The 14,058-nt window shown below is 62.1% G+C and carries 13 protein-coding genes; 9 read left to right on the top strand and 4 right to left on the bottom strand.

What is annotated here, in order from left to right:
• Positions 1 to 12: 12 nt before the first annotated feature.
• The 3 genes from recF to dnaA all read right to left on the bottom strand — a co-directional run bounded on the left by recF (position 13) and on the right by dnaA (position 4,233).
• Positions 13 to 1,098, bottom strand: coding sequence for a DNA replication/repair protein RecF (gene recF / locus BTW07_RS10165; RefSeq protein ID WP_075570065.1), 1,086 nt, complete (start codon positions 1,096 to 1,098; stop codon positions 13 to 15).
• A gap of 221 nt (positions 1,099 to 1,319) precedes the next feature.
• Positions 1,320 to 2,423, bottom strand: coding sequence for a DNA polymerase III subunit beta (gene dnaN / locus BTW07_RS10160; protein ID WP_075570064.1), 1,104 nt, complete (start codon positions 2,421 to 2,423; stop codon positions 1,320 to 1,322).
• 331 nt (positions 2,424 to 2,754) lie between these two features.
• Positions 2,755 to 4,233 (bottom strand): chromosomal replication initiator protein DnaA, encoded by a 1,479-nt coding sequence (dnaA, locus tag BTW07_RS10155; RefSeq protein WP_075570063.1) that lies wholly within the window; start codon positions 4,231 to 4,233, stop codon positions 2,755 to 2,757.
• Positions 4,234 to 4,837: 604 nt separating this feature from the next.
• On the opposite strand from dnaA, the gene rpmH reads away from it, so the two are divergent.
• The 7 genes from rpmH to BTW07_RS10120 all read left to right on the top strand — a co-directional run bounded on the left by rpmH (position 4,838) and on the right by BTW07_RS10120 (position 10,896).
• Positions 4,838 to 4,972, top strand: coding sequence for a 50S ribosomal protein L34 (gene rpmH, locus BTW07_RS10150; protein ID WP_019019264.1), 135 nt, complete (start codon positions 4,838 to 4,840; stop codon positions 4,970 to 4,972).
• Positions 4,973 to 4,983: 11 nt separating this feature from the next.
• The gene (gene rnpA, locus BTW07_RS10145) at positions 4,984 to 5,367 is read left to right on the top strand and encodes a ribonuclease P protein component (RefSeq protein WP_075570062.1); all 384 of its coding nucleotides are present in this window, start codon (positions 4,984 to 4,986) and stop codon (positions 5,365 to 5,367) included.
• A 105-nt stretch (positions 5,368 to 5,472) separates the two neighbouring features.
• The gene (gene yidC, locus BTW07_RS10140; RefSeq protein WP_075570061.1) at positions 5,473 to 7,164 is read left to right on the top strand and encodes a membrane protein insertase YidC; all 1,692 of its coding nucleotides are present in this window, start codon (positions 5,473 to 5,475) and stop codon (positions 7,162 to 7,164) included.
• 153 nt (positions 7,165 to 7,317) lie between these two features.
• Positions 7,318 to 8,688, top strand: a complete 1,371-nt coding sequence (gene mnmE, locus BTW07_RS10135) for a tRNA uridine-5-carboxymethylaminomethyl(34) synthesis GTPase MnmE (protein ID WP_075570060.1) — start codon at positions 7,318 to 7,320, stop codon at positions 8,686 to 8,688.
• Between the two features lie 91 nt (positions 8,689 to 8,779).
• Positions 8,780 to 9,937 (top strand): Fic family protein, encoded by a 1,158-nt coding sequence (locus tag BTW07_RS10130; RefSeq protein ID WP_075570059.1) that lies wholly within the window; start codon positions 8,780 to 8,782, stop codon positions 9,935 to 9,937.
• A 23-nt stretch (positions 9,938 to 9,960) separates the two neighbouring features.
• On the top strand, positions 9,961 to 10,179 hold the full coding sequence (locus tag BTW07_RS10125) for a DMT family transporter (protein WP_244158345.1): 219 nt from the start codon (positions 9,961 to 9,963) through the stop codon (positions 10,177 to 10,179).
• 69 nt (positions 10,180 to 10,248) lie between these two features.
• Entirely contained in the window at positions 10,249 to 10,896 is a 648-nt protein-coding gene (locus BTW07_RS10120) for an SGNH/GDSL hydrolase family protein (RefSeq protein WP_075570058.1), read from the top strand.
• 49 nt (positions 10,897 to 10,945) lie between these two features.
• On the opposite strand, the gene BTW07_RS10115 is transcribed toward BTW07_RS10120, so the two are convergent.
• Positions 10,946 to 12,388, bottom strand: a complete 1,443-nt coding sequence (locus BTW07_RS10115; protein ID WP_075570057.1) for an aminotransferase-like domain-containing protein — start codon at positions 12,386 to 12,388, stop codon at positions 10,946 to 10,948.
• Positions 12,389 to 12,583: 195 nt separating this feature from the next.
• Here BTW07_RS10115 and BTW07_RS19640 point away from each other — a divergent pair, with 195 nt between their 5' ends.
• Together BTW07_RS19640 and lplAB are read left to right on the top strand one after the other, a co-directional pair.
• Positions 12,584 to 12,826, top strand: coding sequence for a DUF1127 domain-containing protein (locus tag BTW07_RS19640; RefSeq protein ID WP_232823809.1), 243 nt, complete (start codon positions 12,584 to 12,586; stop codon positions 12,824 to 12,826).
• A gap of 109 nt (positions 12,827 to 12,935) precedes the next feature.
• Complete coding sequence (gene lplAB / locus BTW07_RS10105) at positions 12,936 to 14,015, top strand: lipoate-protein ligase LplAB (protein ID WP_075570056.1); 1,080 nt, start codon at positions 12,936 to 12,938, stop codon at positions 14,013 to 14,015.
• Positions 14,016 to 14,058: the final 43 nt, after the last annotated feature.

The raw sequence follows: 14,058 nt of genomic DNA, 5'->3' as shown, positions 1-14,058 counted from the left end.
TCCATGGTGAAATCATTCCGAATGCAGCCGTCCGCCGGCAAGTTGCGATGCCACCACATCCGTGCTTGGCTGCCACACGTCGGCCAGCGCCTCGTGATCGACGCTGGTGATGAAGACCTGACAATTGAGCTGTTCGAGCCACTGGCAGAAGATCCGCCGATGGTTGCCGTCGAGCTCTGCCGGCAGATCATCGATCAAGTAAAGGCAGGTGCGTCCCGTCAACTGCTCGAGCAGGCGCCCCTGGGCCAGTTTCAGCGCGCTGACCACCAGTTTCTGCTGGCCCCGCGACAGCACCTCCACCGCCGGATGACGACCGAGGCGGATGCGCAGATCGGCGCGCTGCGGCCCCTGCTGCGTGAAGCCCATCTGGCGATCGGTCTCGCGCCCGGTCTCGAATACCTCCAGCAGCGCCCGCTGGCGATCCCACCCCCGCGAGTAGCGCAAAGTCAGATCCGGCAACGGTAACAGCGCCGCCAGAGTCTCTTCGAACACCGGCGCGAAACGTGCCATGTAGCGTTCCCGCAAGCCATCCAGCAGCTCGCTCCAGTGGGCGAGTTCACGCTCCCAGACGCGTATCGACTGAACGTCGATTCTATCATGCCTGAGCAGCGCATTCCGATGTTTCAGGGCCCTTCTGACCCGCTTCCAGTTATCCAGGAAGTCCCGCTCGGCGTGGAACACGCCCCAATCGAGAAACTCGCGGCGGGCGGCCGGTGAGCCCTCGAGAAGGCGGAACGCATCAGGGTTGATCAACTGCAGCGGCAGCGCTTCGGCCAACTGGGTAATCCGCGCGGCGCGCTCCCCGTTGACCCGAATATCGAGCTCGGCGCTATCGCGGCGACGGCGAACGCCCAGCGGCAGCGGCGGCTCGCCGCCGAGGCGGCCAAACAGCGTGACCTCATCGCTGTCGTGGTCGATCAGCGACTTGAGCTTCTGGGTCCGGAAGGAGCGCGCCATGCCGAGGACGTGGATCCCCTCCAGCAGCGACGTCTTGCCGCTGCCGTTGGCACCGCTGATCAGATTGATATGCGGCCCCGGCGCCATTTCCAGGACATCCAGATTGCGCAGGCCGTGGAAACTCAACCGATCAAGCGGCATGGCACGTGACAACTCATGGCAAGAGACGAGAGGAAACGCCCGACCACCGCGGAAGACGTTGGCGAGCGATGATCGGCCACACCGCCGCTGGCGGGTAATCGACGAGCGCGATGAAGCGCGCGACGCAGGCCGCCCGAAAAGCGAGACATAACAACGGGGTTAGGCGAGCTTGACGGGCGGCCTGCAACAACGCGATTCGCGCGCGCAGCCATTACCGATTGTCAAAGGCGCATCGGCATGACGACGTACCGCGCATCCCCACCACCCGGCTCTTCCATCAGCGCACTGCTGTTGGAATCCGACAACGTCATCTGCATGCGGTCGGCATCCAGCACGTTGAGCACGTCGATCAGGTAGCCGACGTTGAAGCCGATCTCCAGCGCGTCGCCCGAGTATTCGATGCTGACGTTCTCTTCGGCCTCTTCCTGCTCGGGGTTGTTGGCCATCACCTTGAGGTTGTTCTCCTCGAGATGAAGCCGCACGCCACGGTACTTCTCGTTGGAGAGAATCGCGGTACGCGCAAGGTTCTGACGCAATTCGCCACGTTCGGCGATGAACACCTTGTCGCCACCCTTGGGGATGACCCGGTCGTAATCGGGGAACTTGCCGTCGACCAGCTTGGAGGTAAACGTGAATTCGCCGGTATTGGCCCGAATGTGGTTGGAGCCCAGCATCAGTTCGACCGGCTCGTCGCTGCCGTCGAGCAGACGGGTCAGTTCCAGCACGCCCTTGCGCGGCACGATCAGCTTGCGCGAGGTTTCCATCTCGATGTCGGCGCTGCGCTCGCAGACTGCCAGACGGTGGCCATCGGTCGCCACCGTGCGTACCAGGTGGTTGGCCAGCTCCAGCAGCATGCCGTTGAGATAGTAGCGCACGTCCTGCTGCGCCATGGCGAACGAGGTCGCGTCGATCAGATACTTCAGCGTGCCGCGCGGCAGCGACAGCGTAGTGTCGTTCTGACCGTCCTCGATGTTGGGGAACTCGGCTACCGGCAGCGTCGAGAGCGTGAAGCGAGAACGTCCCGCTCGCAGCACGACCCGCCCGTCTTCCAGCGAAAAACTGATATCCGACTGATCCGGCAGCGACTTGCAGATATCCATCAGCTTGCGCGCCGGCACCGTCACCGACCCGGGTTCGTCGACCAACGCCGGCGTCGCGCGACCGATCAGTTCCACCTCGAGATCGGTACCGGTCAACGCCAGCTGCTCGTTCTGCACTTCGATCAGTACGTTGGAGAGCACCGGCAGCGTCTGGCGGCGCTCGACCACCCCGGCCACCAGCGTCAGCGGGCGCAGCAAGGCTTCGCGAGAGATGGAAAATTTCATTGGGGCTCCGTAGTTGGAATGAATCTAAGCTGGACCAATAAGCCTAGGCACTGTCTGAAAGGTACTACGCTCGCCCATGCGGCGTTAAAAATCGGCTGGTGCGCCAGCCCGGTCCGCTTTCGCCGATTTTTGCCTTGCCTGGCCTTCGCTCGTCGACTTTTCAGACAGCACCTAAGCTGAGTCAATAAAACTGAGTCAATAAACCAAAATCGTCGGATCAATAGACCCGAGCCGGACTGGTGACGAAAGCTGCCGGATCGCACCATCCCATTCTTGCCTCGGCAGGCGCCGCCCGCAATCCCTGTGGTTGCGGAAATGACGCGATAGCGACTCAGCTCGTCAACAGGCGCATCAAATTCTTGTAGTCCTCGCGGATATCCGCACTCTCTTCTTTCAGCGCCACGACCTTGCGGCAGGCATGCAGCACGGTCGTGTGATCGCGCCCGCCGAAGGCGTCGCCGATCTCCGGCAGGCTGTGATTGGTCAGCTCCTTGGCCAGCGCCATCGCCACCTGGCGGGGACGTGCCACCGAACGCGAGCGGCGCTTGGAGAGCAGATCGGCAAGTTTGATCTTGTAGTATTCCGCCACCGTGCGCTGGATGTTTTCGATCCCGACCTGCTTGTCCTGCAGCGCCAGCAGATCCTTGAGCGACTCGCGGATGAAGTCCTGGGTGATCGGCTTGCCCATGAAGTGCGAGTCGGCAATCACCTTCTTGAGCGCCCCTTCCAGCTCGCGCACGTTGGAGCGAATCTTTTGGGCGATGAAGAACGCCGCGTCGTGCGGAAGATCGACTTCGGCCTGGTCGGCCTTCTTCATCAGAATCGCCACGCGGGTCTCGAGCTCCGGCGGTTCGATCGCCACCGTCAGGCCCCAGCCGAAGCGCGATTTCAGGCGCTCCTCGACACCGCTGATCTCCTTCGGATAGCGATCCGAGGTCAGAATCATCTGCTGGCCGCCCTCGAGCAACGCGTTGAACGTGTGGAAGAACTCTTCCTGGGAACGCTCCTTGCCGGCAAAGAACTGGATATCGTCGATCAGCAGGGCATCGACGCTGCGGTAGAAGCGCTTGAAGTCGTTGATGGCATTGATCTGCAGCGCCTTGACCATGTCGGCGACGAAACGCTCGGAGTGGAGATAGACGATCTTGGCGTTGTCGCGAAGCCCCGCCAGATGATTGCCCACCGCATGCATCAGGTGGGTCTTGCCCAGACCCACGCCACCGTAGAGAAACAGCGGATTGTAGGCACCGCCGGGATTCTCCGATACCTGACGGGAGGCGGCGCGCGCCAGCTGGTTCGACTTACCCTCGACGAAGGTCTCAAACGTGAAGTTGGGATTGAGACCGCTGCCATGCTTGAGGCTCCCCTCGACCTGGACCTGACGCTGGCCGCCACGCCGCCCACTCTCTTCCCGTTCGCGCGATCGATCGATATGCCTTTCCTCGGCTGCATCGTTGGAGCGCGAAGACGTCTGCACACTGGGCGACGATGGCCGTTGCGGTGGCCGGCTGGGGGCGGACACGGGCGCCCCCAGATCTCGTGGGGAAACCGCCGCGGCCCGACGACTACCCACCGTCAGCCGAACCTTGGGAGGCTTGTTGCTGGAGGCGACGTCCCGCAACAGTTCGTTGATCCGTTTCAGATACTTGTCGCTGACCCAGTCGCGGACAAAACGGTTGGGCGCCAATAGACAGAGTTCGTCCACTTCGCCGTCCTCTGCCTGCAGGGGACGAATCCAGGTATTGAATTGCTGAGAGCTCAACTCATCCTGCAGCGAGTTCAGACATTGTTGCCAGAGAGCGACCGACACACGACCTCACCGAACGTTGAGAGAAGAATGGAAAAACGGGCGCACAGTGTAGCGTCGACCCACGAGGTTATCCACACGGGGATAAAATCGAAAAATTGTGGATAACTGAGTGCGGAGCAGGCTCATCAAACTGTGGATTTCTTGGTGACAGCCTGGGATAACCTGTATCGAGCGGCCCATTCCCGTGCCCATCGTACCCAGTCTGTACACCGGTCACGCGCAACTTCCCCACAACCTTAGAATTACTATAAACCAATGTTTATAAAGGATTTAAATGGCTTATACACAAAGGTTATCCCCATCGTTAACCACATGGTGTGATTGACACCGTCAGTGAACTGCGATCTCACCTCGGGATTCGACCGCTGTCCGTTCCACGCGAGCCAGCGGGAATTCGGCACTCCCTCAGCATCCCACAAGATTCGTTTCGGCCGGCGACAGCCCCCGAACAGGGTGTGGATAATTCAAGGAAAAATTGCACCGGAACCGCGGATTCACTAGAATTCCCGCTCTTGAGTCGAGCGAGCCCGCTTCCCGCAAACGTATCGGGCATCCCGTTTCAACCCGTTTTCTTTAGAAATCAACTAATTGGGAATCAGCAGCTATGAAACGTACTTTCCAGCCTAGCGTTCTGAAGCGTAAGCGCGTCCACGGTTTTCGCGCCCGCATGGCCACCAAAAACGGCCGTCAGGTGATTGCTCGTCGTCGCGCCAAAGGTCGTAAGCGTCTTAGCGCCTGATCGGATACCGGGTGTCTGATCAGCGTTTTCCCCGGCAGCTTCGCTTGCTGAACGCCGGGGACTACAAGCACGTTTTCGACCACGCGCCTTACAAGGTCCATGGTAAAGGATTGCTCGCGTTGGCCCGACCCAACGCTCTGGGCCATCCGCGGATCGGGTTGATCTTCAGCAGAAAGAACGTGCGCCGTGCCGTCGACCGCAACCGTCTCAAACGCCTCGTGCGCGAATCCATTCGCCATCAACAGCATCGTTTACCGGCAGTGGACATCGTCATCCTCGCTCGACGAGGGGTACACGAGTTGGACAACGCCAGCTTCTCTCGCCAGCTCAATGGCATGTGGAAGCGCCTGGAAAAGTCCACCCGTCAGACGCGCCAAGACGCCTCGTCATCCTGATCGGACCTCCCTGCGCCGAAGGCCAGGACGCATCGGCGAGCTCCGCCGGTCGACCGTCGATGCCCGGCGCCCACTGACCCACTCCCTTACCGGGCAGACCTCTATATGGATTTGAAACGACTCCTTTTCGTGATTCCGCTGGCCGTACTGGCCTATCTGCTGATCATGCAGTGGAATCAGGACTACGGTCAGAACGTCGTGAACAACCCGGCGCCGGAGATGGCGGCCTCTGCGGGTAACAGCGACAGCAGCGAAGGCGGAACGCTTTCCGTACCGACGGACAGTGACGGCAACGCCAAACCGATTCAGGACGACATGCCCGCTGACGCCGATCCGGCTCAGGGCAGCAATCTGATCCAGGTCCAGAGCGACGTGCTGGATCTGCGCATCAATCCCAACGGCGGCGATATCGTCTACGCAGCGCTGTTCGGTCATGATCAGGCCCTCGACTCCAATACCCCTTTCGTGCTGCTCAGCGACAACAACGTGCGCAGCTACGTGGCCAAGTCCGGGCTGCAGATTGAAGGGCATTCGGGTCGCATTCCGTTCACCGCCGACCAGAACAGCTACCAGCTCAGCGAAGGTGAGGACTCGATCAATGTCGACCTGCATGGCAGCGTCAACGGCGTCGATATCATCAAGCGCTTCGTCATCAAGCGTGACGACTATGCGGTCAAGGTCGAATACCTGATCGACAACGAGAGCCAGCAACCGGTCACCGCCCGCTTCATCGGCCAGTTGGCCCGCGACCAGAGCCCCGATCCGACCAGCGGCCAGGGCGTCGGCATGCACTCGTTCCTGGGCGCCGCATTTTCTTCGCCTGAAGAGAAATACAGCAAGGTCGACTTCGAGGATATCCGCAAGGGCAACTTCCAGAACCGCGACGTGAAAGGCGGCTGGGTCGCGATGATCCAGCACTACTTCACTTCCGCCTGGGTGCCGAATCCCGACCAGCAGAACCTCTACTACGGCAACGTCGACAACCGCGATCGCACGGTTGCCGCATTTGCCGGCCCCAACCGGACCATCGAACCCGGCCAGCAGGCGACGCTCGCTGCCACCCTGTTCGTGGGCCCGAAAGTGCAGGATCGTCTCGAGGCCGTGGCACCCAACCTGGAGCTGACCGTTGACTTCGGCTGGCTGTGGTTCCTGGCCAATCCGCTGTTCTGGCTGCTGGAGAAGATCCATGGCCTGATCGGCAACTGGGGCTGGTCCATCGTCCTGCTGACCGTCTGCGTCAAGATCGTGCTGTTCCCGCTCGCCGCCAAGGCTTACAAGTCGATGGCGCGGATGCGCAAGATGGGCCCGGAGATGAAACGGCTCAAGGAGCAGTACGGAGACGATCGCCAGCGCATGTCGCAGGAGATGATGAAGTTCTACCAGAAGGAGAAGATCAATCCTCTGGGCGGCTGTCTGCCGATGGTCATTCAGATGCCGGTGTTCATCGCGCTCTACTGGATGCTGATGGAGTCGGTCGAACTGCGCCATGCACCGTTCATGTTGTGGATCAACGATCTGTCGGCCAAGGATCCGTACTTCATCCTGCCGATCATCATGGGCGGCACAATGCTGCTGCAGCAGTTCCTGAACCCGACGCCGCCGGACCCGATGCAGGCGAAGATCATGAAGATGCTGCCGGTTGTCTTCACCTTCTTCTTCCTGTGGTTCCCGGCCGGCCTGGTGATCTACTGGATCGTGAACAACAGCATCTCGATCCTCCAGCAGTGGTTCATCACCAACAAGGTGTTGAAGGAAGATGCCGGCGACAGCGGCAAGGCCGTGAAAGCCAAAGGCTGATATCGAGCTTGCCTGTGCTACTCCCAGACCCCCGCCCCGGCGGGGGTCTGGCGTTTCAACACCTGACCACGGACACTGTTTCGGCGAGATCGCAAAGCGGCATGACCCTGCCGCCCTGAACCCGCCCCCCGAAGTCACCGACCGGAGATTGCCATGAACGCGCCGCTTTATCGTCAGGACACCATCGCTGCCCTGGCCACGCCGCCCGGGCGCGGCGGCGTCGGCATCGTGCGCGTCTCGGGGCCGTCGGCGAGAACGCTGGCGGCGACCATTCTCGGCCACCAGCCGACGCCACGCTACGCCCACTACGGGGCGTTTCACGGTGACACCAACGTCATCGATGAAGGGATCGCGCTCTATTTCCCCGGCCCCCACTCCTTTACCGGCGAAGACGTACTCGAACTTCAGGGCCATGGCGGTCCGGTGCTGATGGATATGCTGCTGGAACGCTGTGTGCAGTTGGGGGCACGGCTGGCGCGTCCGGGAGAATTTTCCGAGCGCGCCTTTCTCAACGACAAGCTCGACCTGGCCCAGGCCGAGGCGATCGCCGATCTGATCGATGCCAGCTCCCGCGCCGCGGCTGAAAACGCGCTGCGCTCACTGCAGGGCGAGTTCTCGCAACGCGTGTCGCAGCTGGTCAGCGAGCTGATTCAGCTGCGCCTCTACGTCGAAGCCGCCATCGATTTTCCCGAGGAGGAGATCGATTTTCTCGCCGACGGCGTGGTTGCCGCCAGGCTGGCAACGCTGCGGCAGACGCTGGAAACCGTCCGTGCCGCCGCCAATCAGGGCTCGCTGATGCGCGAAGGCATGAACGTGGTGATCGCCGGGCGGCCCAATGCCGGCAAGTCGAGTCTGCTCAATCGCCTGACCGAGCGTGACAGCGCCATCGTCACCGAGATCGAAGGCACCACTCGCGATGTGTTGCGCGAACATATTCATCTCGACGGCATGCCGCTGCACGTCATCGATACCGCCGGACTGCGCGACACGCCGGATGCGGTGGAGAGGATCGGCGTTCAGCGTGCCTGGGCGGAGATCGAGAAGGCGGATCGCGTACTGCTGCTGGTCGACGGGCGCGAGACGTCGTCACTCGATCCCGCGGAGATCTGGCCGGAATTCGTCGAACGCTTGCCCGACCCCGGCCGGCTGACGCTGGTGCGCAACAAGATCGACCAGAGCGGCGAAGGCAGCGACTTCGATTTATCCACAACGCCTCCGGTGATCCGAATCTCGGCAGAGACCGGTGCGGGTGTGGATAACCTGAAGACGCATCTCAAGGCGGTAATGGGGTTCGATGCCACTACCGAAGGCCGTTTCTCGGCCCGCCGACGCCATCTCGATGCGCTGGAGCGCGCCGCCCGGGCGCTCGACAGCGGCGCGGCGCAGCTCGAAGGCGCCGCTGCCGGCGAACTGCTTGCCGAGGATCTACGCGAGGCCCAGCACGCTCTCAACGAGATCACCGGCGAATTCACCGCCGATGACCTGCTCGGCGAAATCTTCGGCAGCTTCTGCATCGGCAAGTGACTCGAGAATGAGCCGAATAGGATTTCTATTCGGCTCATTTTCTGAGCCGAATATGCTATGCTTTCGGCTCATCGAATAAGCGAGCAGCGCCATGATCGCTCCCTCAGCACCTTCATCGCCAACCTGGATTTGGCAACAACCGCAGTGGCCAACATTCCACTGGCAGTCAGAAATCGTAGCGCCAGTGCTGCGTAGAACCACGCTGCGCCAAGGAGAGCTGCTGGGTTTGAATCACCCCGCTGATCCAGCGCATCCGGCACAAGCGCTAGACACACTGCTGACCAATATCGTCAATTCTTCTGCCATCGAAGGCGAAAGGCTCAACGTACAATCGTTACGGTCCTCGCTGGCCAGACGATTGGGAGTGAGCGATGGATCGACTTATCCCGTCTCGCAGCGTTCCGAGGGACTCGCAGAGCTGATGATCGAGGCGGTTACCGCTCTGCAAAAGCCACTGACACTCGACACGCTACTGCGCTGGCACGCGCTGCTATTCCCGGAACCTGGGCTGTTGCAGCCTATCGCCGCTGGGCAATTACGCCAGGATGACGACAGACCCATGCAGGTGGTTTCGGGACGTATCGATCAGCCTAGAGTTCACTTCGAAGCGCCGCCGGCCTCGAGCCTCGGGACAGAATTGACGCATTTCGTCGAGTGGTTCAATACCAGTCTCGGCGACGACGCCCTGGATCCCCTGATACGCGCCGGGTTGTGCCACCTCCACCTGATCACCCTGCACCCGTTCGAGGACGGCAATGGCCGCCTGACCCGGGCGCTGACCGACCGTGCCCTGGCCCAGGCCGAGGCCCAGAGCATCAGGCTTTACGCTATGTCCGAAGCGATCATGGCCAGGCGCAGCGACTACTACACCGTGCTGGAGTCCACCCAGCGTGATGGTATGGATATCACCGAGTGGTTGGTCTGGTTCCTGGAAACCCTGGAAACCGCGATGCGCGAGGCCATCGCCAAGATCGAACGCACGCTCCAGCGTCAGCGATTCTGGCAACGACACGCCCAGACAGCGCTGTCGGATGCCCAGATCAAAGTACTCGAACGCCTGCTGGAAGGCGGCGAATGTGGCTTCGAAAATGGTATCAGTGCTTCTCAGTACCAGAAGGTTGCCAAGGTCAGTAAAGCTACCGCCACGCGCCACCTTCAGGATCTAGTCGAGAAGGGCTGCCTGGAACCGATGCCCGGTGGCGGGCGTAGTACGCGGTATCGAATCAATGGCGGAAAGCGAAGTGAGTAGATACCAACCCGCCAGTCGCCGTGGTGTGGTTAGGGCTGGTAATCTCGGTACTGGCACAGCTTCTGCTCTACCGCATGATCCGGCAGGGCAACCTGGTCAACGTCTCCAGCCTGTTCTATCTGGTGCCGATCGTCACCGCAGTGCTGGACTATCTGCTGCTGGGCAACGCGCTCTCGCCGCTGGCCATCCTCGGCATGGCCGCGATCCTCGGCGGCGTGGCGCTGGTGTTCCGCACGCGTTAGCCGCCCCCAGGGTACCGTGGTCTGCGTACCGCGTTCATACTGAACGCCACCGCATACCGGAGATCCACGATGACCACGCGTACCCTGCTCTGCTACGGCGACTCCAACACCCACGGTACCGAACCGGTCAGGGCGCTGGGGCCGCTTTCACGCTACCCCTTCGAGACACGCTGGACCGGGGTGGTGGCCGCGGCCCTCGGCAGCGAGTGGCGGGTGATCGAGGAGGGGCTACCGGCACGCACCACCCTGCACGACGACCCCGTCGAAGGGGTGCATCTCAACGGTCTGCGCTACCTGCGCCCGTGTCTGCTCAGCCAGCTACCGCTGGACGTGATGACGCTGATGCTGGGCACCAACGATCTCAAGGCGCGTTTTTCCGTCCCCCCCGACGATATTGCCCTGAGCATTCAGCGGCTGTTGTGGGAGATCGACACCGTCAGCACCCAGTTCGGCGTGGCTGCCCCCAAGGTGCTGCTGATCGCGCCGGCGCCGATCCGTGAGATCGGTCCCCTGGCCGGTATCTTCGCCGGCGGCGAGCGCAAGTCGCGCCAGTTGGCGAGCCGCTACCGCAAGATGGCGCGGGAGGCGGGGGTCGGCTTCATCGACGCCGGCACCCTGATCCAGGTCAGTGAAGTCGACGGCGTGCACTTCGAACCCGATCAGCAGCGTCTGCTGGGCGAAGCAATCGCCGCCGAAGTGACTCGCCTGATCGACTGAGCGCCAAGATCGGGCGCGGCAACCGAGCGGCCTGATCGAGGGCATAGGATCAGGCCGTCTCCGGCCGTGCGACGTCGGCCCGCTGCGCCAGCATCTCCGTCACACGCTGCCCCACGCGCATCACCGCATGGGCGATCTCGGCATCGAACACGGCGTGGTTCAAGCGCAGGCAGTGGCGGTACTTGCCGGTGGCGGAGAACATCACGCCGGGGGCGATACGAATCTCCTCCGCCATCAGCCGCTCGTTGAGCGCGACGGTGTCGATATCCCCCTCGCACTGCAGCCATAGCATGAAGCCCCCGGCCGGGTAGCTGACCCGGGTCGAGGCCGGAAAGGCGTCGGCGATCACGTCCAGCATCAGGTTGCGATTGCGCTGATACTGGGCCCGCATCCGGCGCAGGTGCGGATCGTGGTGCCCCTCGCGGATGAACTCCGCCACCGCCATCTGCCCGTGGGTGGCGGTGGCGCCGGTACCGACGTACTTCATGTGCAGCGCCCGCTCGTGATAGCGGCCTGGCACGATCCAACCGATGCGCAGCCCCGGGGCCAGGGTCTTGGAAAACGAACTGCACAACAGCACCCGGCCATCCTCGTCGAACGACTTGATCGTCGCCGGCCGTGGAAAGGCGTAGCTGAGATCGCCGTAGACGTCGTCTTCGATGATCGCCACATCGAAGCGCTGCGCCAGGGCGTAGAGCGCTCGCTTGCGTTCGAGCGACAGCGTATAGCCCAACGGATTGTTGCAGGTCGGCGTCACCTGGATGGCGCGGATCGGCCACTGCTCCAGGGCCAGCTCCAGCGCCTCCAGGCTGATTCCGGTGTCGGGATCGGTGGGGATCTCCATCGCCTTCATGCCGTAGGCACGAATCGACTGCAGCGCACCATAGAAGCTCGGTGAATCCACCGCGATGATGCCGCCGGGTTCGCACACCGCGCGCATGGCGATCGAGATCGCCTCGTGACAGCCGGTGGTGACCACGATGTCGTCGGGGTGCAGCCGGCAGCCGTGACCGGTCGCGAGTCGCGCGATCTGCTCGCGCAGTTCGGGACGGCCATGCAGCGTATCGTAGTTGAGCCCGATCAGATCCTGACGCCGGCTGACGCGGGACAGCGCCCGCAGCAGCGGCTTGAGTGTCGGCGCATCGATGTCCGGCATCCCGCGGCCCAGATTGTGCATGCTGGCATCCGGCAGCACGCAGGTGCCCTCACGGACCTGCTCCCACTGCGAGACTTCCACTGGCCGCTGCGCCGTTCGACCGGCCGGTGGCAGCAGCGGCCGCTCCCGCTGTGGCGAGACGAAGTAGCCCGACTTGGGCCGCGCCTCGATCAGTTGGGCATCTTCCAACTGGTGGTAGGCGTGCTGCACGGTGGATAGGCTGACGCCATGCGAAGCCGCCAGCGCCCGGACCGAGGGCAACCGATCAGCGGGTCGGTAATAGCCCGTCTGGATACGCTCGCGCAGATGATCGGCCAATCGTTCGTAGCGGTGCATGAGACATCTCCGTCAATCCGTGACTTCATTGTGTATGCCGGAAATCTCCAACACACGATACAGATCACGCGCAGATTCAGCATACAGAAGCCCAGTGGGCCAATCTGTATCATCGAATCTCGGTATTCTTGAATCTGTATGATCCAAGCGCGCCTCCGTAATCTGGACCCATCGTTCAGCGATCGGAGTTCCGTCATGCGCCTTGCTCTTCTCTCCTCACTCTCCCTGACTTTCGCCCGGTGGAAGCCGACACGGTGCGATTCGAGCGTCAGTCCAGACATGGCACCGCCCATCGAGCGTCGCAGCTATCGCCTGGGCCCTTGGCAGCGCTGGCGCACACGCCAGCAGCTGGCACAATTGGATGAACGGCAGTTGAAGGATATCGGCCTGACGCGCGCCCAGGTCGATAGAGAGATCCATCAAGCCTTCTGGCGCTGATTGGCGGAAGCACGCGCACAAGTATCACTCGTCTCGACCGCCGACCGACACTTCCCGTCATCCGCGAGCGCTATACTGGCGCTGAAAATGTCCAGGTCAAGGTGCGGTAATGTCGGAATTATCCAACGGTGGTGACAGCCTCTGCCACGGTGAATACAAGGTGCCGGGTGGCAAATTGCTGGTGGCGGATGTCATCGTCCGCGATGAACGGCTGGCCTCGGTGCAGCTGTCCGGGGATTTCTTCCTCGAGCCCGACGACGCGCTGGAAGCGATCGATCGCGCCCTGGAGGGCGCCCCGGTCGATACAGACGCCGACACCCTGATCGCGCGTATCCAGGCGGCACTTCCTCCCCGGACAGAGATGGTCGGGCTTTCGGTGCCCGCCATCGCCACCGTGATTCGCCGTGCCCTCTCTCGAACCTCGGATTGGCGCGATCATCGCTTCGGCCTGATTCATCGGACACCGGAGCCCCCTCATCTACACATGGCACTGGATGAAGTGCTGACACGGGAGGTGGCGGCGGGACGGCGCGGCCCGACGCTGCGCGTGTGGGAATGGGATCGTGCGGCGATCATCATCGGCGTATTCCAGTCGCTGGCCAACGAAGTCGATGGCGAGGCCGCCCGCAACGCCGGTATCGAGGTCGTACGCCGCATCAGCGGCGGCGGCGCCATGTTCGTCGAACCGGGCAACACCATCACCTGGTCGCTGATCGTGCCGGAAACCCTGGTCCAGGGGCTCACCTTCGTCGAAAGCTATGCCTTTCTCGATGACTGGGTCATCCAGGCGCTGGGCGACATGGGTATCAAGGCATGGTACGTGCCGATCAACGACATCACTTCCCCCGGCGGCAAGATCGCCGGCGCCGCCCAGAAACGGATCAACGGCGCGGTGCTGCATCACGTCACCATGGCCTACGACATCGACGCCGACAAGCTCACCCGGGTGCTGAGGATCGGCCGCGAGAAGCTCTCCGACAAGGGCACCGCCAGTGCCGGCAAGCGCGTCGACCCGCTCAAACGTCAGACCGGGCTCGCACGCGAGGCGATCATTCAGCGCATGATCGAATCGTTTGCCGCACGTTTCACGCTGGATCCGGATTCTCTCAGCCAGGACGAGCTGGCCGCCGCCGAGACACTGGCGAAGGAGAAATTCGCCAGCGAAGCTTGGCTACGGCGGGTGCCTTGATTTCTGGCGGCAGCATGGCATTTGGCTGCTAAGCTGAATCGGG

The sequence above is a fragment of the Salinicola socius genome, from assembly GCF_001937195.1.
In the GTDB taxonomy this organism is placed as follows: Bacteria; Pseudomonadota; Gammaproteobacteria; order Pseudomonadales; family Halomonadaceae; genus Salinicola; species Salinicola socius.
Note: the sequence above shows the minus strand (reverse complement) of the source record. Positions and strands in the feature narration are given on the sequence as shown.

What these genes read in the sequence shown, in the direction of transcription:
- dnaN (WP_075570064.1), bottom strand. Translation starts at nt 2,423, where the DNA reads ATGAAATTTTCCATCTCTCGCGAAGCCTTGCTGCGCCCGCTGACGCTG.
- lplAB (WP_075570056.1), top strand. Translation starts at nt 12,936, where the DNA reads ATGTCGGAATTATCCAACGGTGGTGACAGCCTCTGCCACGGTGAATAC.
- BTW07_RS10115 (WP_075570057.1), bottom strand. Translation starts at nt 12,388, where the DNA reads ATGCACCGCTACGAACGATTGGCCGATCATCTGCGCGAGCGTATCCAG.
- recF (WP_075570065.1), bottom strand. Translation starts at nt 1,098, where the DNA reads ATGCCGCTTGATCGGTTGAGTTTCCACGGCCTGCGCAATCTGGATGTC.
- rpmH (WP_019019264.1), top strand. Translation starts at nt 4,838, where the DNA reads ATGAAACGTACTTTCCAGCCTAGCGTTCTGAAGCGTAAGCGCGTCCAC.
- mnmE (WP_075570060.1), top strand. Translation starts at nt 7,318, where the DNA reads ATGAACGCGCCGCTTTATCGTCAGGACACCATCGCTGCCCTGGCCACG.
- BTW07_RS19640 (WP_232823809.1), top strand. Translation starts at nt 12,584, where the DNA reads ATGCGCCTTGCTCTTCTCTCCTCACTCTCCCTGACTTTCGCCCGGTGG.
- BTW07_RS10130 (WP_075570059.1), top strand. Translation starts at nt 8,780, where the DNA reads ATGATCGCTCCCTCAGCACCTTCATCGCCAACCTGGATTTGGCAACAA.
- yidC (WP_075570061.1), top strand. Translation starts at nt 5,473, where the DNA reads ATGGATTTGAAACGACTCCTTTTCGTGATTCCGCTGGCCGTACTGGCC.
- BTW07_RS10120 (WP_075570058.1), top strand. Translation starts at nt 10,249, where the DNA reads ATGACCACGCGTACCCTGCTCTGCTACGGCGACTCCAACACCCACGGT.